Annotated in this window: 17 protein-coding genes; 8 read left to right on the forward strand and 9 right to left on the reverse strand. The window is 62.8% G+C overall.

What is annotated here, in order from left to right; all coding sequences use genetic code 11:
* The first annotated feature begins 3 nt into the window (after positions 1-3).
* Genes IGS55_RS03425 through IGS55_RS03435 form a run of 3 tightly spaced genes read left to right on the forward strand, consistent with a single transcriptional unit; the run spans position 4 to position 1,476 of the window.
* Positions 4-354: a hypothetical protein gene (locus IGS55_RS03425; RefSeq protein WP_230516010.1), complete on the forward strand. Its 351-nt coding sequence runs from the start codon at positions 4-6 to the stop codon at positions 352-354.
* 14 nt (positions 355-368) lie between these two features.
* Positions 369-863, forward strand: a complete 495-nt coding sequence (locus IGS55_RS03430) for a GNAT family N-acetyltransferase (protein WP_230516011.1) — start codon at positions 369-371, stop codon at positions 861-863.
* Positions 864-873: 10 nt separating this feature from the next.
* Positions 874-1,476: a hypothetical protein gene (locus IGS55_RS03435; RefSeq protein WP_230516012.1), complete on the forward strand. Its 603-nt coding sequence runs from the start codon at positions 874-876 to the stop codon at positions 1,474-1,476.
* Between the two features lie 104 nt (positions 1,477-1,580).
* On the opposite strand, the gene IGS55_RS03440 is transcribed toward IGS55_RS03435, so the two are convergent.
* The 7 genes from IGS55_RS03440 to cyoA form a co-directional block, all read right to left on the reverse strand.
* Positions 1,581-2,117: a response regulator transcription factor gene (locus tag IGS55_RS03440; RefSeq protein ID WP_034748067.1), complete on the reverse strand. Its 537-nt coding sequence runs from the start codon at positions 2,115-2,117 to the stop codon at positions 1,581-1,583.
* Entirely contained in the window at positions 2,107-3,456 is a 1,350-nt protein-coding gene (locus IGS55_RS03445; RefSeq protein ID WP_034748064.1) for an ATP-binding protein, read from the reverse strand. The genes IGS55_RS03440 and IGS55_RS03445 overlap by 11 nt, the downstream gene beginning before the upstream one ends.
* On the reverse strand, positions 3,440-4,273 hold the full coding sequence (locus IGS55_RS03450) for an SURF1 family protein (RefSeq protein WP_230537137.1): 834 nt from the start codon (positions 4,271-4,273) through the stop codon (positions 3,440-3,442). The genes IGS55_RS03445 and IGS55_RS03450 overlap by 17 nt, the downstream gene beginning before the upstream one ends.
* Complete coding sequence (gene cyoD, locus IGS55_RS03455) at positions 4,270-4,656, reverse strand: cytochrome o ubiquinol oxidase subunit IV (RefSeq protein ID WP_034748058.1); 387 nt, start codon at positions 4,654-4,656, stop codon at positions 4,270-4,272. Before cyoD ends, IGS55_RS03450 begins: the two co-directional genes overlap by 4 nt.
* The gene (gene cyoC, locus IGS55_RS03460) at positions 4,653-5,291 is read right to left on the reverse strand and encodes a cytochrome o ubiquinol oxidase subunit III (RefSeq protein WP_034788486.1); all 639 of its coding nucleotides are present in this window, start codon (positions 5,289-5,291) and stop codon (positions 4,653-4,655) included. The genes cyoD and cyoC overlap by 4 nt, the downstream gene beginning before the upstream one ends.
* Complete coding sequence (gene cyoB, locus IGS55_RS03465) at positions 5,284-7,287, reverse strand: cytochrome o ubiquinol oxidase subunit I (RefSeq protein WP_230516014.1); 2,004 nt, start codon at positions 7,285-7,287, stop codon at positions 5,284-5,286. The genes cyoC and cyoB overlap by 8 nt, the downstream gene beginning before the upstream one ends.
* 84 nt (positions 7,288-7,371) lie before the next feature.
* Positions 7,372-8,355 carry a ubiquinol oxidase subunit II gene (cyoA, locus tag IGS55_RS03470; protein ID WP_230516015.1) on the reverse strand — a complete coding sequence of 328 codons (984 nt, stop codon included), beginning with the start codon at positions 8,353-8,355 and terminating at the stop codon, positions 7,372-7,374.
* A 217-nt stretch (positions 8,356-8,572) separates the two neighbouring features.
* Here cyoA and IGS55_RS03475 point away from each other — a divergent pair, with 217 nt between their 5' ends.
* Complete coding sequence (locus IGS55_RS03475; RefSeq protein ID WP_230516016.1) at positions 8,573-9,919, forward strand: MFS transporter; 1,347 nt, start codon at positions 8,573-8,575, stop codon at positions 9,917-9,919.
* A 189-nt stretch (positions 9,920-10,108) separates the two neighbouring features.
* Here IGS55_RS03475 and IGS55_RS03480 read toward each other — a convergent pair whose 3' ends face one another.
* On the reverse strand, positions 10,109-10,561 hold the full coding sequence (locus IGS55_RS03480; RefSeq protein ID WP_230516017.1) for an Hsp20/alpha crystallin family protein: 453 nt from the start codon (positions 10,559-10,561) through the stop codon (positions 10,109-10,111).
* A gap of 282 nt (positions 10,562-10,843) precedes the next feature.
* Here IGS55_RS03480 and IGS55_RS03485 point away from each other — a divergent pair, with 282 nt between their 5' ends.
* The 4 genes from IGS55_RS03485 to IGS55_RS03500 are packed head-to-tail and all read left to right on the forward strand — an operon-like array spanning position 10,844 to position 19,277.
* On the forward strand, positions 10,844-14,326 hold the full coding sequence (locus IGS55_RS03485; RefSeq protein WP_230516018.1) for a response regulator: 3,483 nt from the start codon (positions 10,844-10,846) through the stop codon (positions 14,324-14,326).
* Positions 14,326-15,207 carry a CheR family methyltransferase gene (locus IGS55_RS03490; RefSeq protein ID WP_230516019.1) on the forward strand — a complete coding sequence of 294 codons (882 nt, stop codon included), beginning with the start codon at positions 14,326-14,328 and terminating at the stop codon, positions 15,205-15,207. Before IGS55_RS03485 ends, IGS55_RS03490 begins: the two co-directional genes overlap by 1 nt.
* Positions 15,197-16,387: a hybrid sensor histidine kinase/response regulator gene (locus IGS55_RS03495; RefSeq protein WP_128143197.1), complete on the forward strand. Its 1,191-nt coding sequence runs from the start codon at positions 15,197-15,199 to the stop codon at positions 16,385-16,387. The genes IGS55_RS03490 and IGS55_RS03495 overlap by 11 nt, the downstream gene beginning before the upstream one ends.
* A 7-nt stretch (positions 16,388-16,394) precedes the next feature.
* Positions 16,395-19,277 (forward strand): hybrid sensor histidine kinase/response regulator, encoded by a 2,883-nt coding sequence (locus IGS55_RS03500; RefSeq protein WP_230516020.1) that lies wholly within the window; start codon positions 16,395-16,397, stop codon positions 19,275-19,277.
* Between the two features lie 9 nt (positions 19,278-19,286).
* Here IGS55_RS03500 and IGS55_RS03505 read toward each other — a convergent pair whose 3' ends face one another.
* A complete protein-coding gene (locus tag IGS55_RS03505; RefSeq protein ID WP_230516021.1) occupies positions 19,287-22,559 on the reverse strand; it encodes a PAS domain-containing protein in 3,273 nt (1,090 codons plus the stop codon).
* Between the last annotated feature and the right edge of the window lie 61 nt (positions 22,560-22,620).

A 22,620-nucleotide genomic window follows, 5' to 3' on the forward strand; every position in this document is an offset into this window, starting at 1 on the left:
ACCATGAAAAAACTTCTCCCGGGCGCCCTGGCCGCCTGCTGCTCGCTGCACGCCAGCGCCGCTCCTGTCGAAGACTTTATCGGCACATGGAAACTGGAACGCACCACCGTCCCGAACTATGTCGTCATCAAACAGGAAGGCGAGCGGCTCGTGGCGTTGCGCTATACGCGCAATGTCATCAGCAACAAGATCACGGAGCGGCGCTTTCCCGCCAGCTATGCTGACGGCGATGTCACCATCACTGCGGGCGAAACGATCATCGAAGCGCGCAGCGTGAACGACGTGGCAACCGTCACGATGTTGGCGGAAGCGTACAAAAAGATTTCATTGTCCACGGACGCACCGTCCAGTTAAGGAAAGTCGCAGACTTGAATCACATTATCATCCGCCCCTGCGGCGCCGCCGACTGGCCGGCGCTGAAGTCCACGCGCCTGGCCGCCCTGCTCGACGCGCCCACAGCCTTTGGCGCCAGCCACGCCAGCGCGGCCGGTTTTTCCGATGCCGACTGGCAGCAGCGCGCCACCAGCACGCCCCAGCGCACGTTTTTCCTCGCCTTTGATGGAGAGCAAGCCGTCGGCCTTGCCGCGCAAGTGGTGGCCGGCAATGGCGAGTGCCACCTGATCGCCATGTGGGTACATCAGGAATATCGGGGCATGGCCGTGGCGCAGGGCCTGGTCGACGCCGTGAAACAATGCGCCGTGAACAATGGCCAACCTCGCCTGGTGCTCGACGTGGCGCCGGAGAACGCCCGCGCGGCCGCGTTTTATCAGAAACAGGGCTTTGTGTTTTTACCGGTATGGGAAGCGCTGGAAAGCCATCCGCATATCCAGGTGCAGAAGATGGAATGGCGGGCGCCCGTATAAGCATTAACTAATGGAAAGGTGCAAAGCGATGCTACGATCTATCTCCATACTCCTGCTGTTGACTGCCCTTGCCGGCAAGGCGAACGCAGCGAATATTCCCGATATCGTTCTTGAATACGCCCATGCGTTTGCGCAAACACAGACGACGGACAAGCAAGCATCCACGCCGCCAGCCGACTACGCGCAATGGTTCTTTCAAGGCTTGATCCATCCATCGGGCGGGATCGTGACGCAATCGGCCGCCATGCGCGATGCCTACATGAAAGGCCAACGCTATTGGCGCGATCATCCGTCCGAACGGGCCAGCATCATGGCAAGCTATGGCTACCGTGCCATCGAGCGCGATGGCGTCTGGTCGCGGGGCTTTGAAAAGAGCGTTTTCCAACCGGCCCGTGCTGATCTCGACCTTGACGCCGGCGCATGGTGGCTCAACTCCTTCGGCGGCGCTGCATGGCGCGACGTCGGCCTGGTGGCGCCCAACTCAAGCTATCAGCAGCCGCGCGTGCATATCGTGGGCTATCTCAGTCCCAAAGGCCATTATGGCCATCTGGGCGCCTATGAACATGAAGTCCTGGTCACGTCGGGTGCCGCCGTGCAAGCCGCAGATCATTGATGGCGGAAAACAGCGATTTCAAGCACGCCATTCATCCCGATTGGCATCCTGTCTTAAAAACCTCCTAGCGCCACTGATTCGACAACGACCAGGCTGCGCAGTAACTATTTCACCCGCTGCTTCTCCAGCTTGCGCGCCAGCGTACGCCGGTGCATACCGAGGCGGCGGGCCGTTTCCGAGATATTGAAATCCGTCTCGGCCAGCATTTCGTGGATGCGTTCCCATTCCAGGGTCTTGATGTTGGTGGCGCGGTTCGTCAGTTCGATGTCGGCATTGCCGGCCACGTGGCCGAAGGCCGCTTCGATGTCGTCCGTGTTCGACGGTTTCGCCAGGTACTGGCAGGCGCCCAGCTTGATCGCTTCGACGGCCGTGCCGATGCTGGCGTAGCCGGTGAGCACGACAATCAGCATGTCCGGGTCGTGCTGGTGCAGCATCTGCACGCAGGCCAGGCCCGAGGTATTGCCATTGAGCTTCAGATCGACGACGGCATAGTCGGGGCAGTGCTGCTCAAGCAAGGCGCTCGCTTCGTCGAAATTGGTGGCCAGGATGACCTGGTAGCCGCGCCGTTCGAACGAGCGGCCCAGGGTGCGGGCAAACGCGGCATCGTCTTCCACGATCAGTAACAGACGGTCATCCTGCATGGTGGTCGCTTTCTCTTTCCAGTTTGATGGCCGCCAGCGGCAAGGCCAGGTGCACCACCGCCCCGCCCTGCACCCGGTTGCGCGCCGTCACCGTGCCGCCCAGGGTACGCGCGACATTGACCACCAGGAACAGACCAAGGCCGCCGCCGGGCTTGCCCTTGCTGCTTTGATATGGTTTACCCAGGTGCGTCAGCATCGACGGCTCGAAGCCGGGGCCCGCATCGGTAATGACCAGGTGCAAGGCATCCGCTTCGCGCGTCGCTTCGAAACGCAGCCACTCGGGCGACGCTTCCAGCGCATTGTCGAGCACGTTGCAAATGGTTTGCTTCAGGGTCGAATCGAAGACGACGGGCACGTCGTGCTCGATGCGGTTATCGTACTCGAAACCCTGGATCGGGCGGCTGGTGCGCCACTCGTCGACCAGGTCGTTGAGGAAGGTATTGATCGTCGTTTTTACGGAAGATTCCCCGCGCGCCTCGCCGGCCGACAATAAAATGCCGCTGACGATGCTCTTGCAGCGCTGCAACTGGGCCTGCATTTCCGTGATTTCTTCCAGCAATTCGCTGTTCTTGCTCAGTTCCGGCATGCGGCGCCAGTCGCCGAGGATGACGGACAGGGTCGCCAGCGGCGTGCCCAGCTCGTGCGCGGCGCCCGAAGCCAGCAAACCCATGCGGATGATGTGCTCTTCTTCGGCCGCGCGCTGGCGCAAGTCGGCCACCTTGGCGTCGCCGGCGCGCTGGTTGCGGTTGATGCGCGTGATGAACACCACGAGCAAGGCGGCGTTCAGGATGAAACAGATCAGCAGGCCTTGCACGTAGAGGCTGGAAAAGCCCCGCTCGGGGTCGATCGGCAGAATCAAGGGGCCGGGCAGCAAGGCCAGGCCGGCCAGGCACAGGCTCGTAATGGCCACCATGATCCAGGTCGACCACACTTCCAGCAGCACGGCGCTGAGGATGACTTGCAGTAAGTACAGGAAGGCAAACGGGTTGCTGATGCCGCCGCTCAGGTAGAGCTGGGCCGTCAGCACGGTGACGTCGACCAGCAGCGCGAGGAACAACGCCGTGTTGGAGACGGGCTGGCGTTCATGCCAGCGCAGCAGGCTGGCAAGGTTAAAAGCGATGAGGCAGGACAGCACTTCGAGCATGTAGGGCACGGGCAAGGCGATGCCCAGTCCCACGCCCACGCCGAAGATCGTGCTGATCTGGCCGATCACGGCCAGCCAGCGCAGCTGGATCAGCAGCTTCATGTTCTGGTGGCCGGCCGGATGTTCCATCTCGGCCGCCACGGCGCCGCGTTCCAATACCTCGCGGTTGGGCAGGATCTCAATCCTGCCCGGCATGGTCGCTTTCCTGGCGCTGGGTGCCACGGGCGCGGCGGCGCCGGTCTTCGCGCACGATCCACCACGTGATGCCGGCCACCATCAGGGCCAGCGCGAACCACGTCAAGGCGTACACGAGGTGGTTGTTGTGGAAGGAGATCACGGTCAGGCCGCCGACGGGCGCATCAACGGCCGTTTCCGATATTGCCTTTGCATCGACAAAATATGGCGCCACATTGGTGAGCATGTGCGAGGCGGCGATGGCGGCCACGTCGCGCGAATACCAGTGCTGCGTGGCAGGACTGTTTTCGCGCAAGAAACCACCGCCCGTCTCGCTGACGCGCAGCAAGCCGTCGACCTCGACGATGCCGGCCGGCGTGCTGGCGGCGATGCCGGCGCGTTTCGGCACGAAGCCGCGGTTGACCAGCACGGTGCTGCCATCGGCCAGGCGCAATGGCGTCATCAGCCAGTAACCGCTGCCCAGTGCCGTCGTTGCTTGCACCAGGGTATTGAAAATGGGGAGATAGGTACCGGAGAGTCGCACATGGCGGTATTCGTCCGTTTGTTGCGTGATGCTGGCCCAGGCTGCGGGTCCAGGTGCGTCCGTTGCGGGCGCATGTACGCGTTGTTCGACGCGCTCGATCAGGTCAAGCTTCCAGAACAGGCGCTTGACTTGCCAGGTGCCCAGGGCACAGAAACCGGCAAACAAGATCCCCGCCAGCAAGGCCAGTGCAATTTTTGAATAATGCACAGCCATGCCGCGTGGGCCTGGCGCGGCATCTTGCGATGCGGCGCCAGGGGCGCGCCCGGTGTTGCCAGGGCGCGGTTGACTCATCATGGAGCCGTTTTCGTATGCATGTACTCAGGCATCAGATCCGGCATCATGTTGTGGTTCATGTGGTACATGACCCACAGGGAACCGGCCATGGCGATACCGACGATCATGATGGTGAAGATCAGCGCCATCATGTTCCAGCCGCCTTCGGACTTGGTGTTCATGTGCAGGAAGTACACCATGTGTACCACCACTTGAACAGCCGCGAACGCCAGCAGGACCAGGCCCATGGTGCCCGAGTTGGTGATGGCTTTCGTCATCACCAGCCAGAACGGAATGGCCGTCAGGATCACCGACAGGATGAAACCGATCGTGTAGCTTTTCAGGCTGCCATGATCGTGGTTGTCATGGTGGTGGCTATCGCCGTGTGTGTGGTGGTCGCTCATGGCAGCACTCCCATCAGGTAGACAAAGGTGAAGACGCCGATCCAGATGACGTCCAGGAAGTGCCAGAACAGCGACAGGCACATCATGCGGCGGCCGTTTTCCGGGGTCAGGCCATGCTTGTTCAACTGGAACATCAAGGTCACGAGCCAGATCACGCCGAACGTCACGTGCAAGCCGTGGGTGCCGACCAGGGCGAAGAACGACGACAGGAACGCGCTGCGCTGCGGACCGGCGCCTTCGTGGATCAGATGAATGAATTCATACATTTCCAGCGACAGGAAGGCCAGGCCGAACAGGCCCGTGATGCCCAGCCAGACCAGGGTGCTGCGCAATTGCTTGCGCTGCATGGCCAGCATGGCGAAGCCGTAGGTGATCGACGACAGCAGCAGCATGGCCGTGTTGACGGCGACCAGCGGCAGGTCGAACAGCGCGGCGCCCGTCGGGCCGTCCGCGTAGCTGCGACCGACCACGGCGTACGTGGCGAACAGACAGGCGAAGATCAGGCAATCGCTCATCAGGTAGAGCCAGAAACCCAGCAGGCTGCCGTTTTCCGGGTGGTGCTCGCGCACAAAGTAGCTGCGCGTGCTTGGTGCGGCGCCAGCGGCGCCGGTGTTATGGGCGATGGTATCAGACATGGCTGCTCAGCAATTTAGTATAAGCGTCTTCGGTACGGACCACTTCTTCCGCAGGAATGTAGTAATCGCGCTTGTAGTTAAAGGTATGCACGATGATGGTAACCATCATGATCACGAAGCCAATGCTGGCGACGAGCCACATTTGCCAGATCAGGCCAAAACCGACCAGTGCGGACAGTGCGGCGATCACGAAACCAGCCCAGGTGTTCTTCGGCATGTGGATCTTCGTGAAACCGGACGTCGGACGCTGGTAACCGTGTTTCTTCATGTCAGTCCATGCATCGAGTTCGTGCACTTGCGGCGTGAAGGCGAAATTATAGTCTGGCGGTGGCGACGACGTCGACCATTCCAGCGTACGGCCACCCCATGGGTCACCGGTCACGTCGCGCAGGGCGTGACGGTTGCGGTAGCTGACGAAGAACTGGATCAGCATGGAAGCGATACCCAGTGCGATCGAGACGGCGCCAAACCAGGCGATGATGGTCCAGATTTGCAACGATGGATCTTCGAAGTGGTTGACACGACGGGTCACGCCCATCAGGCCCAGCACGTACAGCGGCATGAAGGCCAGGTAGAAGCCGACGAACCAGAACCAGAACGAGCACTTGCCCCAGAACACGTCGAGCTTGTAGCCGAAGGCTTTCGGGTACCAGTAGTTAATCGCAGCGAAGACACCGAAGACCACGCCGCCGATAATCACGTTATGGAAGTGGGCAATCAGGAACAGGCTGTTGTGCAGCACGAAGTCAGCTGGTGGTACGGCCAGCAATACGCCGGTCATGCCGCCGATGGTGAAGGTGACCATGAAGCCGATCGTCCACAGCATGGGCAGTTCAAAGCGGATACGGCCGCGGTACATGGTAAACAGCCAGTTGAAGATCTTCGCGCCCGTCGGGATCGAAATGATCATCGTCGTGATGCCGAAGAAGGAGTTGACGCTGGCGCCCGAACCCATGGTGAAGAAGTGATGCAGCCATACCAGGTACGACAGGATCATGATGACGCAGGTGGCGTACACCATCGAGGCGTAGCCGAACAAACGCTTGCTGCTGAACGTGGCGACGACTTCCGAGAACACGCCGAACAGTGGCAGGATCAGGATGTAGACCTCCGGGTGACCCCAGATCCAGATCAGGTTGACGTACATCATGGCGTTGCCGCCCAGTTCCGTCGTGAAGAAGTTAAAGCCTGCAACGCGGTCCAGCGACAGCATGGCCAGCACAGCCGTCAGCACCGGGAAGGCGGCGACGATCAGGATGTTGGTGCACAGTGCGGTCCAGGTGAAGACGGGCATTTTCATCCAGGTCATGCCTGGCGCGCGCATCTTGACGATGGTGGCGATCAGGTTGACACCGGACAATAGCGTCCCGACCCCGGCAATCTGCAAGGACCAGATGTAATAGTCTACCCCCACGTCCGGACTGCCGACGATGCCCGACAGCGGTGGATACGCCAGCCAGCCCGTGCGGGCGAATTCGCCGACGAACAGCGAAGCCATGACCAGGGCGGCGCCCATGGTGGTCATCCAGAAGCTGAAGTTGTTAAGGAATGGGAAAGCCACGTCGCGCGCGCCGATTTGCAGCGGCACCACGTAGTTCATCAGACCCGTCACGAAAGGCATCGCGACGAAGAAGATCATGATCACGCCGTGGGCGGTGAAGATCTGGTCGTAGTGATGCGGTGGCAGGAAGCCGGCATTGTCGCCAAAGGCGACGGCCTGCTGGGTACGCATCATCAGCGCGTCGGCAAAGCCGCGCAGCAGCATGACAAGACCCAGGATCATGTACATGATACCGATTTTTTTATGGTCGATACTGGTGATCCAGTCGCGCCACAGGGTACCCCAGACGCGGAAATACGTCAGTGCCGCAACGAGTGCGATACCGCCCAGGGCAACCATCGCAAAGGTCGCCAGCAGGATAGGCTCGTGAAGTGGAATCGCACTCCAATTCAGACGGCCGAAGATAAGCTTCGTCAGATCAATATGGTCTAGCATTGTTACTCTCAGAGAAAAAAGGGAGGCGCCAGGCAAGCGGCGCCAGTATCTGCAGCGCAATGCGCTGCAGGATTCATGCAGTTGTTACTTGGCTTGAACACCCTTTTCAACCACTGCATCGCCAGCGACGACTGGCGTGACAAACGCTACCGGGCTATTTGCCATCGTCAACTTATATGGCTGGACCGGCGTCACGCACAGGGCGTCGGAAACGATGGTGCGGTTCAGGATTGCCTTGTACAGGTCGTTTGGCACGGCGCTGTAGCGGCGCACCGGATCGCGTTCGCTAGGCTGGGCCAGCGACAGGTAGTCGTCGCGGTTCAGCGCGCCGCCACCGGCACGTGCCGATTCCACCCATTTGTCGAAGTCCGCATCATTCACGCCGTGGAACTTGAAGCGCATGCCCGAGAAACCGGCACCGCTGTAGTTCGCGGAGAAGCCCTTGTAGACACCAGGCTTGTTGATGACGGCATTCAACTGCGTTTCCATGCCCGGCATGGCGTAGATCTGACCTGCCAGTGCGGGGATGAAGAACGAGTTCATGACGGACGACGCGGTGATCTTGAAGCGGATCGGGCGATCGACAGGCGCGTACAGTTCATTCACGGAAGCAATGCCTTGCTCCGGGTAGATGAACAGCCATTTCCAGTCCAGGGCCACGACTTCGACGATCATCGGCTTGTGGCTGGCAGGAATAGGACGGTTGGCGTCGATACGGCTCAATGGGCGATATGGATCGAGGGTGTGGGTGCTGATCCAGGTCAGCAGGCCCAGCACGATAATGATCAACAGGGGCGCGCCCCAGATAATCAGCTCGAGGCGAGTCGAGTGGTCCCAGTCCGGCTCGTATTTGGCCGCGGTATTGTTTTTTCTATAGCGCCATGCAAAAAGCAGGGTCAGGGCGATTACCGGAACGATAATCAACAGCATCAGCAATGTCGAGATGACAATCAGATTGCCTTGCTGAACTGCGATGTCACCAGACGCATTCAGTACCACCGTATTGCAACCAGCCAACAATGCGAGAGGTAAAAGAAGCAGTCCGCGACGAACTTTTAATGAAAACATACAGGAAAGTCCAGTACAGGGGATGAAGATATGGTACTGTATTCTCACTGGAGCGCGTTGGCAATTGGACGTTTTGTCCTACCCCTTGCTCGGATTTTCACTGGGTGGCTGCGGAGTTTTCCTACAGCTATCCATTGAATAGTCCTACTCCGGGCGTGAGACACCCGGGGTATGTTACGCGTTGGCCGAACTCGAAACTATATTGGAGACGATCATCATGTCCAGCACGCGCATACACAGCGGGGATGTACCCGCCGACTTTTCCCCCCACTCCCTGCGCGACGCACGCGGGGCCGGCACGGTCGAATCGCATATCGACCCCGGTGAGATCGCCGTCGGCGTGATCATCGGCCGCGCTTCCGAATACTTTGACTTCTTTGTCTACGCCATCGCCTCGGTGCTGGTGTTTCCACGCGTCTTCTTCCCGTTTGAAGAACGCCTGGAGGGTACATTATATGCATTCCTGATCTTTTCGTTCGCCTTCATCGCCCGTCCGTTCGGCACCGTGATCTTCATGGAGATCCAGCGCCGCATGGGACGCAGCGCCAAGCTGACGTTCGCCCTCTTCCTGCTGGGCGTGTCGACGGCCGGCATCGCCTTCCTGCCGACCTATTCTCACCTGGGCTTTGCCGCCATCATCTGGCTGTCCGTGCTGCGCATCGGCCAGGGCGTGGCGCTGGGCGGTTCGTGGGATGGCCTGCCATCGCTGCTGGCACTGAACGCGCCGGAAAACAAGCGCGGCTGGTACGCCATGCTGGGCCAGCTGGGCGCACCGGCCGGCTTCCTGATCGCCGCCGGCCTGTTCTGGTTCATGCTGACCACCCTGACGGATGAAGACTTCCTCGACTGGGGCTGGCGCTATCCTTTCTATGTGGCTTTCGCCATCAACGTGGTGGCCCTGTTTGCCCGTCTGCGCCTCGTGTCGACGAATGAATATGCGCGCCTGCTCGACGAACGCGAACTGCAGCCCGTGAGCGTGTTTGAAATGAGCCGCGGCCAGGGCCGCAACGTGCTGATCGGCGCCCTCGCCGCGCTGGCCAGCTACGCGCTGTTCCACCTCGTCACCGTGTTCCCGCTGTCGTGGATTTCCGTCTACCAGACGCGTTCCGCTTCGGACTTCCTGCAAATCCAGATGCTGGGCGCCGTGCTGGCCGCCGTCGGCGTGGTGATTTCCGGCGTGCTGGCCGATAAAGTGGGCCGCCGCACCACCCTCGGCGTGCTGGCCGTGCTGATCGCCATCTTCAGCGCCTTCGTGCCGACCCTGATGGGCGGCGGCAATACGGGCCAGGACGTCTTCATCCTCGTGGGCTTCAGCCTGCTGGGCTTATCCTACGGCCAGGCAGCCGGCGCCGTGACGGCCAACTTCCCTGCCCGCTTCCGCTACACGGGCGCGGCCCTGACGTCCGACCTGGCCTGGCTGGTCGGCGCCGGCTTCGCCCCGCTGGTGGCGCTGGGCCTGTCGGCCAACTTCGGCCTCGCCTATGTCAGCTTCTACCTGCTGTCGGGTGCCGTCGCCTCGCTGGCCGCCCTGAGCCTGAACCGGGCGCTGGAAATCCGCGACTGACATATATATAAAGAGGCAATCCGGGCGGCGGCGCCCCGCCATCCGGAACACCCCAAAAAACGCCGGCACCGTCCGGCGTTTTTTCGTGGGTCGGCTTAGCCCGCAGGGCGTAAGCCGACAGGCGCCGCCACGCAGATTGCCGGATTACGCTGTGCTAATCTGACCTGCGCAGCTAAAACCCGGCCCGGCTCACTGTATCGACAGTTGCCGCCCACCCGTGCCTTCCTTCTTCGGCAAGTCCAGCAGCAGCACGCCATTTTCATAGCGGGCCTGCGCGCCCGCCTCATCCACCTCGTGCGGCAGCACGAAACTGCGGTACTGCTGGCCGTACTCTCGTTCACTGCGCACGGTCTTGCCGCCGCCGTCGCGCGTCACTCTTTCATCCTTGAGCTCGGCGCTGATGGAGACGCGGTTGCCGTCGATGGAGACCTTGATATCGTCCTTGTTGACGCCGGGAATGTCCGCCTGCACCTGATAAGCTTGTTCGGTTTCGGAAATGTCGACACGCATGCGTGACGAACCGCCATCGCGCAGGCGCAAGGCGGGCGCGAAAAAGTCGTGCATGAATTCTTCCATGTCGCTGAACGGGTCGAAACGTGCCAGCGGGTTTTGCGGATCGCGACGGATCAGTTGATTAGCCATGATGTCCTCCTGCGTGGGCTGGTTTGCACACGGCGACCGTCTGCTTGGACGCCGCCACCTCCTGCATCTTAGGATGTCAACCACCAATCTCTTTGATCTGCCTCAATCGTGGCTACCTTGATTTTTCCTCTACTTTCATCTGTGCGCTACCCCGCATTGCGCTACCTTGCGCCTGCGAAAAATGTCCCAAGGCTGTTATGCTAGCGCACGCTATGCTTGACCACCAGAAATCTTGCATTTCAATTAAAATTGATTTTTTCGCGACTGCCTTACACGGACATGATGAATACCAAGACCCCGATCGACTCCTTCAGCTTTCGCCGCATCCTCGCCCGCAACGTGACCTTGCCGCTGGTCATCGGGGTCGTCACGGCCCTCGTGTTCGTCGCCCTGATCGCCTACCTGCTGTCGGCCTTGCGCTCGGTCGAGCATTCCGAACGGGTGATCGGCAACGCGAATGAAGTCATGAAATTGTCGGTCGACCTGGAAACGGGCATGCGCGGCTATTTGCTGACGGGCGATGAAACGTTTCTGGCGCCGTATAAATCGGGCAAGGCGAAGATTGCCGTCGAAATGAGCACACTGCTCGAGCTCGTCTCGGACAGCCCCATCCAGGTAGACCGCTTGCGCCGCATCCGCGCGCTGCAAAACCAGTGGATGGAGTATGCGGAAAGCGTGATCGGGCAGCGCCGCAGCAACCAGGAATTCCTCGCGCGCGTGCGCCAGGGCGAAGGCAAGCTGGAATTTGATGAAATCCGCCGCGAATTCCTCGCCTTCCTGTCCATGGAACAGCGCTTGCGCCAGGAACGGGCCGATACGGCCGAGAGCCGCACCATGCTGGCCGTGGCCGTGTTCCTGGTCTTGAGTCTGGGGTTGTCGGGCCTGCTGGCCTACCTGGGCCGGCGCGAACTGCTGCGCCTGTCCGATATCTACAACGACGCGCTCGAGCAGCGCGGCAAGGACAACGACGTGCTGCAGGAGCAAGCGTGGCTGCGCACGGGGCAGACGGAACTGGCGGCCCACACGAGCGGCCAGCTGGGCCTGCCGCAACTGGGACGGCACGTGCTGGATTTCCTCGCCCACCGCCTGGACGTGGCCATCGCCACCCTGTACGTCGTCGACGAGGATGGCAGCCTGCGCCGCACGGCCGTGTACGGTTTCAACGAACAGGGCGTCAAGGAAAAACAGGTGTTCAAGCTGGGCGAAGGCCTGGTGGGCGAGACGGCCCGCGAAAAGCGCCTCAAGCATGTGCAGCAAGTGCCCGAGAATTACCTGACCGTGACGTCGAGCCTGGGCCGCGGCGCGCCGCTGGAACTGGTCCTGGCGCCCGTCAACAATGAAGGCGTCGTCAACGGCGTCATCGAACTGGGCTTTACGCATCCCGTCAGCGCCCGCGCCAAGGAGTGGCTGAACCTGATTGCCGCGAACGTCGGCACCTCGCTGGAAGCGGCCCTGTACCGCCAGCGCCTGCAAAATGTGCTCGAAGAAACCCAGCAACTGAATGAAGAACTGGAAGTGCAGCAGGAAGAACTGCGCACGGCCAATGAAGAGCTGGGCGAGCAGTCGCGCGTGCTGGAACAGTCGCAAGCCCACCTGGAAGAGCAAAAGGCGGCGCTCGAGCAGTCGAACGGGCAGCTGGCCGTGCAGGCGCTGTCGCTGGACCAGAAAAACATGGCCATCGTCCAGGCGCACGCCCAGCTGGAAGCGCGCGCGGAAGAGCTGCAGCGGGCCAGCCGCTACAAGTCCGAATTCCTGGCGAACATGTCGCACGAGCTGCGCACGCCGCTGAACAGCTCGCTGATCCTGTCCAAGCTGTTGTCGGACAACAGCAGCGGCAACCTGACGCCTGAGCAAGTGACGTTTGCGCAAACCATTTATTCGGCCGGCAACGATTTACTCACCCTCATCAACGATATCCTCGACATTTCCAAGGTCGAGGCAGGCAAGCTGGAATTGACCCCGGAAGCCGTGCCTTTCGACGAACTGCTCAGCAGCATGAAGATGCTGTTCGGCGCCCAGGCGCAGCAAAAGAAACTCGTTTTTGACGTCAAGGTGGCGCCGGGCTCTCCGCCGTCGCTCGTCAGCGACCGCCAGCGCCTGGAGCAGATCCTGAAGAACCTGCTGTCGAACGCCATCAAGTTTACCGATGCGGGCACGGTGTCCCTGCACGTGAGCGCCGATGCGGCCGGCCAGGTGCGCTTCCAGGTGCAGGATTCGGGCATCGGCATCGCCGACGACCAGCAGCACAAGATTTTCGACGCCTTCCACCAGGCCGACGGCACCACCAGCCGCCGCTACGGCGGCACGGGGCTGGGCCTGTCGATTTCGCGCGACCTGGCCGCCTTGCTGGGCGGCAGTATCGAGCTGGCCAGCACGCCGGGCCAGGGCAGCACGTTTACCCTGGTGCTGCCGGCCGTCATGCCGGAGCGCGCCGTGGAAACGGCAAGCGCGCCCGCCGCCGCGCCGCAAGCGCCCACAAAAATCGCGGCCGCCGCGCCGAAGGCGGCGCCCGCCGCCAAGCCGGTGCCGCTGCCCACCTTCCAGGATGACCGCGATAGCGTGCCCCCGGCCAAGACGGGCCAGCGTTCCGTGCTGGTGATCGAGGATGAACCGTCATTTGCCGGCATCCTGTTCGACCTCGCGCATGAAATGCAATACCGCTGCCTGGTGGCGCACGGCGCCGACGAAGGCTTGCGCCTGGCGGAAGAATTCCTGCCCGACGCCATCCTGCTCGACATGGGCTTGCCGGACCGCCCGGGCTTGCTGGTCTTGCAGCAATTGAAGGAAAACCCGCTGACGCGCCACATTCCCGTGCACATCGTGTCCGGCAATGACCAGATCCAGGAAGCCATGCAGTTGGGCGCCATCGGCTACACCACCAAGCCGCGCACGCGCGAGCAGTTGAAGGAAGTGTTCCGCAAGCTCGAATCGAAATTCACGCAGCAGATGAAGCGCATCCTGCTGGTCGAGGACGATGAGCGCCAGCGCGAAAGCGTGGTGCACCTGATCAGCGACGACGACGTGGAAATCACGGCCGTGGCGCTGGGCGAGCAGGCGCTGGAATTGCTGAAAACGCAGATTTTCGACTGCATGATCATCGATTTGAAGCTGCCCGACATTCAGGGCAACGAATTGCTCGAACGCATGGAACATGAAGAACTATGCTCGTTCCCGCCCGTCATCGTCTACACGGGCCGCAACCTAAGCCGCGAGGAAGAAGCGGACCTGATGAAGTATTCGCGCTCGATCATCATCAAGGGCGCCCGCTCGCCCGAACGCCTGCTCGACGAAGTCACCCTCTTCCTGCACAAGGTGGAATCCGAACTGTCGAGCGAGCGCCAGGGCATGCTGCAGCAGGTGCGCAGCCGCGAACGCGTGTTTGAAGGGCGCAAGATCTTGCTCGTGGACGACGACGTGCGCAATATTTTTGCCCTCACCAATGCGCTGGAACAGCGAGGCGTAGTGGTGGAAATCGGCCGCAACGGCTTCGAAGCCATCAGCAAGCTCAACAGCGTGGACGATATCGACCTCGTGCTGATGGATGTCATGATGCCGGGCATGGATGGCCTGGAAGCGACGCGCTTGATCCGCGCCGATGGCCGCTACAACAAGCTGCCGATTATCGCCATCACGGCCAAGGCCATGAAGAATGACCAGGAAGAATGCCTGCAGGCGGGCGCGTCCGACTACCTGGCCAAGCCGATCGACCTTGATCGTTTGTATTCGCTGCTGCGCGTGTGGATGCCGAAGATGGAACGCATCTGATGTCCCAGCGCAGCACCGACGCGCAACTGCACGCGCTGATGGAAGCGCTGTATCAACGCTACAGCTATGATTTTCGCGACTATTCCCTGCCCTCGCAGCGGCGCCGCCTCAATCACGCGCTCGACCGTTTGCATTGTGCAGATGTGCCTGCCCTCCAGCAGCGCGTGCTGGACGACCCGGCCGCCTTCGGCGACCTGCTGCAGATTTTGACCGTGCCCGTCACGCAAATGTTCCGCGACCCCGCATTTTTCCGCGCCTTGCGTGAACACGTGGTGCCCGTGCTGAAAACCTACCCGTCGCCGACCATCTGGGTGGCCGGCTGCTGCACGGGAGAAGAGGCGCTGTCGCTGGCCATCGTGCTGCACGAAGAAGGCTTGCTCGAGCGTAGCACGATTTACGCCACCGACATCAATCCGCAAGCGCTGGCCACGGCCGCGCGCGGCGCGTATCCGTTGCACCGGCTTGAAGAATATGGCGCCAACTACCTGGCCGCGGGCGGCCTGGGCCAACTGGCCGACTATTACACGGTCGAGCATGCCACGACGCGGTTCCAGCAGGGTCTGCTCGACAAGATCAACTTTGCCGACCACAGCCTGTCCACGGACAGCGTGTTTATTGAAACGCAACTGATTTTGTGCCGTAACGTCTTGATTTACTTTAATAAAACCTTGCAGGAGCGGGCCCTGGGCCTGTTCCAGGACTCGCTGTGCCACCGGGGATTCCTGGGCCTGGGCAGCAAGGAAAGCACGCATTTCACGCGCTTTGCCCCCGACTTCGAGCCATTGCCGGGTCCCGAAAAGCTCTACCGCAAGCGTGCGCCGTCGCACGCCGCTTCCCACTACGCTGGACGGCACATGCCAGGAATGAAACATGATGAATGAAACAAGCACCAAATTGCTGATCGTCGACGACTTGCCGGAAAACTTGCGCGCGCTCAATGCGCTGATCCGCGAGAGCGACCGCAGCGTCTATCAAGCCTCGTCCGGCGAAGAAGCGCTGGCCCTGCTGCTGGAGCACGATTTCGCGCTGGCCATCCTCGACGTGCAAATGCCGGAGATGGATGGCTTTGAACTGGCACAATTAATGCGCGGCACGGAAAAGACGCGGCACATCCCCATCGTCTTCGTCACGGCGGCCGGCAAGGAAATGAATTTCGCCTTCCAGGGCTATGAAAGCGGCGCCGTCGATTTCCTGCACAAGCCGCTCGACATCAATGCCGTGCAAAGCAAGGTCAACGTCTTCGTTGCCCTGCACCAGCAACGCAGCGAGACGCGGCGCCAGGTGCAGGCACTCGAGCACAGCCGCCAGCAGCAGGAAGCGCTGCTGAAGGAATTGCGCGCCACGCAGGCTGAACTGCAGCGCTCGCTGCGCCTGCGCGACGAATTCATGTCCATGGTGGCGCACGAACTGCGCACGCCGTTGAATACGCTGTTCCTGGAAACGCAGATGCGCACAGTCAACCTGGAACGGGGCAACCTGGCCGCCTTCGAGCCGGACAAGCTGGGCAAGATGGTGGCGCGCGACGGGCGGCAAATCCGCAGCATGGTGCGCCTGATCGACGATATGCTCGACGTGTCGCGCATCACCAGCGGCAAGCTGTCGATCCGCCGCGAAGCCGTCGACCTGACCTGCCTCGTGCGCCGCGTGGCGGACGACCTGGGCCCGTATGCGGCCGCCACGGGCAGCGTACTGGAAGTGATGGCCTTCGAGCCCATCCACGGTTTCTGGGACGCCTTCCGCGTCGAGCAAATAGTTGTCAATCTGATCAGCAACGCCGTGCGCTACGGCCAGGGCCAGCCCGTGGAAATCAGCCTGGCGCACACGCAGAACAGCGCCGTCATCGAAGTGCGCGACCATGGCATCGGTATCAACGCGCGCGACCAGGAACGCATTTTCGACGCGTTCGAGCGCGTCATGCACCAGGACCGCACAGGCGGCCTGGGCCTGGGCCTGTTCATCACCAAGCAGCTGGTCGATGCGCATGGCGGCGCCATCACCCTGCAAAGCCAGCCCGGCAATGGCGCCCTGTTCAGCGTCACCCTGCCGCTGGCCGGCAGTTGAGGCCGGCATGACCAGCACCCCCGCCCCCCGCAATCAGGCCGGCGCCAGCGGCGTCGCTTTTTTGCTGCAACTGGAACGACGGCTGCGCCTGCTGCAAGACACGGGCGAGATTCTTTCCCTGTCGGCGCAGCTGCTGGGACAGCGCCTGGGCGCCCAGCAAGTGGCCTGTTTCGATATCGACCAGACCCTGCAGTGCCCCACCCTGCAGCATGCGTGGAGCGATGGACTGGCACCGGGCGCCGCCGGCGAGTATTTCCTCGGCGATTACACGGCAGGCCTGGCCGATGCCCTTGCCGCCGGCCAGGCGCTCGCCGTCAGCGATGTGGCGAGCGATCCGCGCACGGCCGCGCTGGCCGCGGTCGCGCGCTTGGGCATCCGTGCCTTCCTGAACATTCCGATTGCCAAGGATGGCCAGCTGGAAGCCCTGTTCGTCGTGCACAGCAGCGCGGCGCGCCTGTGGCATGCGGACGAGATCGAACTGGCCGTGCAAGTGTCGGAACGCGTCTGGTCGACCATTTTGCGGGCCCGGGCGGAATCGCGTTTGCGCGCCCTGACTGCCAGCATGGAAACGCAAGTGGCCGAGCGCACGCGCGAATTCGGCCGCACCTGGAACGTCAGTCCCGACTTGCTGGGCGTACTCAACCTCGACGGCTATTTCGAACACTCGAACCCCGCCTGGCAAGCCACCCTGGGCTGGTCCAGCGAGGAAATCCGCACGACGAAATTTTTTGAACTGATCCACCCGGACGACTTGCCGCGCACCTATGCGGCCTGGGATGCGGCCAACCAGGGCCAGCCGGCGCTGCGCTTCGAAAACCGCTACCGCCACAAGCTGGGCGGCTGGCACTGGCTGTCGTGGGTGGCCGTGCCCGAAGGCGAGAAGGTGTATTGCAGCGCGCGCGATATCACCGTGGAAAAGAAGCTCGAAGCGGACCTGGCCGCGCGCAACAGCGAGCGCGAGCGGCTGTGGCGCAGCGCGCAAGACCTGATGGTGGCCATCGATGCCGAAGGCTGCTTTGCCGCCGTCAACCCGGCCGCCGGCGCCATCCTGGGCTGGCTGCCCGAGGAAATGCTGGGCCGCAGCCTGTTCGACTTCGTGCTGCCCGAGGATGCCGCCGCCACGCGCCAGGCGCTGGCGCAAGTGACGCAGGAGGCCCTGCCCAGCTTTGAAAACCGCTACCGGCACCGCGATGGCGGTCACCGCTGGCTGTCGTGGGTGGCGGCCATCGAAGGCGACCTGATTTTCGCCACCGGGCGCCACGTCACCTTGGAAAAGGAAGCGCAAAGCACTTTGCGCGGCATGCAGGAATCGTTGCGCCACAGCGAGATGGCCCTGCTGCAATCGCAAAAGCTCGAAGCGCTGGGCAAGCTGACGGGCGGCGTGGCCCACGATTTCAATAACGTGCTGCAAATTATCTCGGGCAATCTGCAACTGCTGCAGCTGAACCTGGACAACGACCCGCTGGCCGCCAAGCGCATCGCCAGCGCCTCGGCCGCCGTGGAACGGGGCGCCAAGCTGTCGGCCCAGCTGCTGGCCTTTGCGCGGCGCCAACCGCTGAAACCGCTGGTGACGGACCTGGCGCAGCTGCTGCGCTCGACGGAAGAGCTGCTGCGGCGCGCCACGGGCGAAACCATCGAAACGCGCTGGCTGCTGGCCGACGACTGCTGGCGCGCCCTGGTCGACCCGCACCAACTGGAAAACGTCATCCTCAACCTGGCCATCAATGCGCGCGACGCCATGGATGGCGAGGGCCAGCTGACCATCGAACTGAGCAACATCGTGCTGGGCAGCGACTACGCGGCCCGCCATGCGGACGTGGCGCCCGGCGACTACGTGCTGCTGGCCGTCTCGGACACGGGCACGGGCATTCCGGCCGAGCTGCTCGACAAGATTTTCGAACCGTTCTTCACGACAAAGAAGGAAGGCGAAGGCACGGGCCTGGGCCTGTCCATGGCCTACGGCTTCCTGCGCCAGAGCGGCGGCCACCTGACGGTGGACAGCCTGCCCGGTCATGGCAGCACCTTCCGCATCTATCTGCCGCGCTCGCTTGAAGCGGAAACGGAACTGCCGCTGCAACTGGGCGGCCCCGTGCTGGGCGGCAAGGAAACCATCCTCGTCGTGGAAGACGACGTGCAGGTGCAGACGACGGTGGTGGACATGTTGCGCGGCCTCGGTTACGTCGTGCTGCGCGCCAGCGATGGCGAAAGCGCGCTGGCCGTCATCGGCAGCGGCGTGCCCATCGATCTGCTGTTTACGGACGTGGTGATGCCAGGCAAGGTGGCCAGCACGGCGTTGGCGCGCCAGGCCCGCGTGCTGCTGCCGCAGCTGGCCGTGTTGTTTACCTCGGGCTACACGCAGGACGCCATGATGCAGGGCGGCCGGCTGGAACCGGGCGTGGAGTTGTTGAGCAAGCCCTACCGGCGCGAAGACCTGGCGCGGCGCATCCGCCACCTGCTGGCCAATGGCCGCCACGTGACGGCCCTGCACCAGTACCGCGCGCAACTGGCGCCGCCGCAACCTGCCGCACCCGCACAGCCGGCGGGACGACATATTTTATTGGTGGAAGACAATGCGGACGCGCGCGCCATGACGAGCGAATTGCTGGCCATGCTCGGTCATACTGTGCTGGCCGTGGGCACGGCCGAGGAAGCCTTGCCCCTGCTCGGCACGCCGGGACTGGACTTGCTGCTGACCGATATCAGCCTGCCGCGCATGTCGGGCGCCGAGCTGGCCGAGCTGGCGGCGCGCGACTATCCGCAGCTGGAAGTGGTATTTTCCACCGGCCATGCGCCGGCCAATTCCGGCGTGCTGGACCCGCAAGCACGCTTCCTGGTGAAACCATTTACGGTCAAGCAATTGCAGCAAGCCTTGCTGGCGCCAGCCGAGTAAGCCAATAAGTTAGTAGACGTCGAGCCGGCGCGCCTTCAATGCGCTGGCCAGCTCTTCCAGACCAAACGGCTTGCGCAGGAAACGGGCGCTGGCGTCCTGCATCAGGCTGGCGCCCCAGTCATGGCCGGAAGCAAACACCACGTCCAGCTGCGGCCAGTGCGCGCGCGCATGGCGCGCCAGTTCCAGGCCGGACATGGTGGGCAGGCTGATGTCCGTCACCAGCACGTCCAGGCCCGGCATGGCCAAAAGCGGCATGGCCGCTTCCGCGCTGGCCACGCCGTGCACGGTGTGCCCCAGCATATTGAGCATTTCCGTCGTCATTTCGCGCGCATCGTCATTGTCTTCCACCAGCAGGATGCGCCGCCCGGACGGGTCGGGCGCGCCCACGAGGCGGCGGTCGGCCAGCAAATGGCGGATGCGCCGCGCCAGGTCTTCGCGCTGGTACGGTTTGCTCAACAGCTCCACGCCCGGGTCCAGCCGCCCGCCCTGCATGATGGCATTGTGCGTGTAGCCCGAGGTAAACAGCACGGCCAGCTCCGGCAGCAGCAGCCTGGCCTGCTGCGCCAGCTGCTTGCTGCTGACGGGACCGGGCATGACCACGTCCGTAAACAGCAGGTCGATGGCCACGCCCGTGCCCAGCAGGGCCAGCGCCGAGGCGCCGTCATCGGCATGCAGCACGTCGTAGCCTAGGCCGCGCAGCATGTCGACCACCGTGTGCCGCACGGGCGCATCGTCTTCCACGACGAGGATGGTCTCGCCACCGCCCAGCACGGGGCCCGTCAGGCTCGGTGGCGGTTCGGCCAGTTTTTCCAGCGAACGGGGCAGATAAATCTTGAACGTCGTGCCGGCGCCCGGCGCGCTGCGCACCTTGATGTGGCCCGCGCTCTGGCGGATGAAGCCGTAGGCCATGGACAGGCCCAGGCCCGTGCCCTCGCCTTCGCGCTTGGTGGTGAAGAAGGGCTCGAAGATCTGGTCGATCACGTCGCGCTCCATGCCGTGGCCCGTGTCGGTGATGGTCAGCAGCACGTATTGCCCCTCCAGCACGTCCGCATGCTGGCTGGCGTAGGCGGCGTCGAGCGTGACGTTGCTCAAGGTAAAGGTCAGGCGCCCGCCCTTGTCCATCGCATCGCGCGCATTGATGGCCATGTTCAGCAGCACGTTTTCCATCTGGTTCGGGTCGACCAGCGTATGCCACAGGCCGTCGCTGATAAAGGTTTCCTCGGTAATCGCCTCGCCCAGCGCGCGGCGGATCAGCTCATGCATGCGGCGCAGCAAACGCCCCAGGTCCGTCACCAGCGGTTTCAACGGCTGGCGCCGCGCAAAGGCCAGCAGCTGCGACGCCAGCTTGGCGCCCCGGTCGACGGCCGAGGCGGCGGAATCGAGGCGGCGGGCCGCCTGCGGATTGTCGGCCACCGTCAGTTTCAGCAGCTGCAGGTTGCCGGAAATGATCTGCAGGACGTTGTTGAAATCGTGGGCCACGCCGCCCGTCAGCTTGCCGATCGATTCGAGCTTTTGCGCCTGCAACAAGGCCTGCTCGCTGCGCACCAGCGCCAGCCGCGCCTCCTTCTCGTCCGTGACGTCGCGGCCGATGGCGTGGATCAGCTTTTGCGCCGGCACGGCCGTCCAGGAAATCCAGCGGTAGCCGCCATCGCGGCGGCGGTAGCGGTTTTCCATGCGCAAGGTGGGCGCGCCGTGGGCCAGCCGCGACAAATCCTGCAGGGCCGCCATGCGGTCGTCGGGATGCACGAGGCTGATGAAGTCCATGCCCAGCGATTCGATTTCCGGCCGGTCGAGGATCTTGCTCCAGGCGGGATTGACGGCGATGATCATGCCGGCCAGGTCCGCCACCAGCATGATGTCGGTCGACAGCCGCCACATGCGGTCGCGGTCGGCCGTGCGGTTGGCCATTTCCACTTCCAGCGAGGAGTTCAGGTAGGCCATCTTTTCCAGCACATTCTTCTGTTCCTGCACGTCCGTATTCGTGCCCACCCAGCGCAGCACCGTGCCCGCCTCGTCGAACAGGGGCAAGGCGCGCGTGAGGAACCAGCGGTAGGCGCCATCGCTGGCGCGGCGCATGCGGAACTCGTGTTCGTAGGCGCTGGCGGTGGCGACGGCCCGCTCCCAGCTTTTCTGCGTGGCCTGCACGTCGTCCGGGTGCACGCACTGGCGAAAACCGGTGGACACGAGCGACTTCATCGATTGCCCCGTGTATTCGCACACCTGTTGGTTGACCCAGTAGGTGGCGCCGCTGCCGTGCGCCAGCCAGGCCTGGTTGGGCATGGTCGAGGCCAGCGAACGGAACTGCGCTTCGCTGTCGAGCAAGGCGTTGCGCGCCTGCCAGTGTTCGTCGATATCCTCGCAGGAGCCGTACCATTTCACGGGCTGGCCCCGCTCGTCGAGCCGGCAGTAGGCGCGCGAATGCACCCAGCGGTAGCGGCCATCCTGCCGGCGCACGCGCATTTCCTGGTCCAGCGGCTGGCCGCTGCCCACCGCTTCGCTCCACGCCGCCAGTGTACGGGGCATGTCCTCGGGATGGATGGCATCGAGCCAGCTGGTAGCGAGGCCGCTGCCTCCCGTCCAGTCGCGCCAGCGCTGTGCCACATAGTCGAGCTTGCCGTCGAGGTCGGCCGTCCACAGCACTTGCGTGTTCAGTTCGATGGCGTAATGGAAGTGTTCGCGGCTGTCGTGCAGCGCTTTTTCCAGCTGGCCCCGCTCGATCACATGCGCGGCCACGCGCGCGGCCAGCGCCAGCAATTCGATCTCGGGCTGGGTGGGATGGCATGGCGCCTGGAAAAACAGGCCCAGCACGCCCAGGATATGGCCCTTGGCGCCGAAGACGGGAGCGACCCAGCAGGCGCGGTAGCCGTGCAGCATGGCTTCCTTGCGTCCCGCGCTCCAGTGCACGTCGCGCGTGATGTCGCCGCAATACACGGGCGCGCCGGAAAAGGCCGCCGTGCCGAACGGGGAAGGCTGTTCGCCGCCGTGGCGCAGGGCCAGGCACAGGTCTTGTGGCAGGCTGGGCGCGGACAAGCCGCAAAAGCGGTCGGCCTCGTCGATGAGCACGAGGCAGGCATGCGCGCCGCCCTCGGCCAGCTCTTGCAGCGCCAGCAACAAGTGTTCCAGTGCATGGGCCAAGTCGGCGCCTGCCGCGATGCTGCCCAGCGCACTATGCTCGGCGTCCAGCAAGGAAAGAATGTTGTTTGCGTGCACCGTGTCGATAAGGGGAAAACTGATGCCCGGAATATACCATGAGGCAACCCTCTTGCAGGAGGAAAACAGCATGCCCCTTGATCTCTCCCTCCACGCGGCCCTATGCTAAAGTGTTGCTCTCTTCTCAAGCGAA

The sequence above is a fragment of the Janthinobacterium sp. EB271-G4-3-2 genome (assembly GCF_020858035.1).
Lineage (GTDB): Bacteria > Pseudomonadota > Gammaproteobacteria > Burkholderiales > Burkholderiaceae_D > Janthinobacterium > Janthinobacterium aestuarii.

What these genes read in the sequence shown, in the direction of transcription:
- IGS55_RS03495 (WP_128143197.1), top strand. Translation starts at nt 15,197, where the DNA reads ATGATGAATGAAACAAGCACCAAATTGCTGATCGTCGACGACTTGCCG.
- cyoD (WP_034748058.1), bottom strand. Translation starts at nt 4,656, where the DNA reads ATGAGCGACCACCACACACACGGCGATAGCCACCACCATGACAACCAC.
- IGS55_RS03475 (WP_230516016.1), top strand. Translation starts at nt 8,573, where the DNA reads ATGTCCAGCACGCGCATACACAGCGGGGATGTACCCGCCGACTTTTCC.
- IGS55_RS03500 (WP_230516020.1), top strand. Translation starts at nt 16,395, where the DNA reads ATGACCAGCACCCCCGCCCCCCGCAATCAGGCCGGCGCCAGCGGCGTC.
- cyoB (WP_230516014.1), bottom strand. Translation starts at nt 7,287, where the DNA reads ATGCTAGACCATATTGATCTGACGAAGCTTATCTTCGGCCGTCTGAAT.
- IGS55_RS03450 (WP_230537137.1), bottom strand. Translation starts at nt 4,273, where the DNA reads ATGATGAGTCAACCGCGCCCTGGCAACACCGGGCGCGCCCCTGGCGCC.
- IGS55_RS03445 (WP_034748064.1), bottom strand. Translation starts at nt 3,456, where the DNA reads ATGCCGGGCAGGATTGAGATCCTGCCCAACCGCGAGGTATTGGAACGC.
- IGS55_RS03485 (WP_230516018.1), top strand. Translation starts at nt 10,844, where the DNA reads ATGAATACCAAGACCCCGATCGACTCCTTCAGCTTTCGCCGCATCCTC.
- cyoC (WP_034788486.1), bottom strand. Translation starts at nt 5,291, where the DNA reads ATGTCTGATACCATCGCCCATAACACCGGCGCCGCTGGCGCCGCACCA.
- IGS55_RS03435 (WP_230516012.1), top strand. Translation starts at nt 874, where the DNA reads ATGGAAAGGTGCAAAGCGATGCTACGATCTATCTCCATACTCCTGCTG.
- cyoA (WP_230516015.1), bottom strand. Translation starts at nt 8,355, where the DNA reads ATGTTTTCATTAAAAGTTCGTCGCGGACTGCTTCTTTTACCTCTCGCA.
- IGS55_RS03425 (WP_230516010.1), top strand. Translation starts at nt 4, where the DNA reads ATGAAAAAACTTCTCCCGGGCGCCCTGGCCGCCTGCTGCTCGCTGCAC.
- IGS55_RS03480 (WP_230516017.1), bottom strand. Translation starts at nt 10,561, where the DNA reads ATGGCTAATCAACTGATCCGTCGCGATCCGCAAAACCCGCTGGCACGT.
- IGS55_RS03490 (WP_230516019.1), top strand. Translation starts at nt 14,326, where the DNA reads ATGTCCCAGCGCAGCACCGACGCGCAACTGCACGCGCTGATGGAAGCG.
- IGS55_RS03505 (WP_230516021.1), bottom strand. Translation starts at nt 22,559, where the DNA reads ATGCTGTTTTCCTCCTGCAAGAGGGTTGCCTCATGGTATATTCCGGGC.
- IGS55_RS03440 (WP_034748067.1), bottom strand. Translation starts at nt 2,117, where the DNA reads ATGCAGGATGACCGTCTGTTACTGATCGTGGAAGACGATGCCGCGTTT.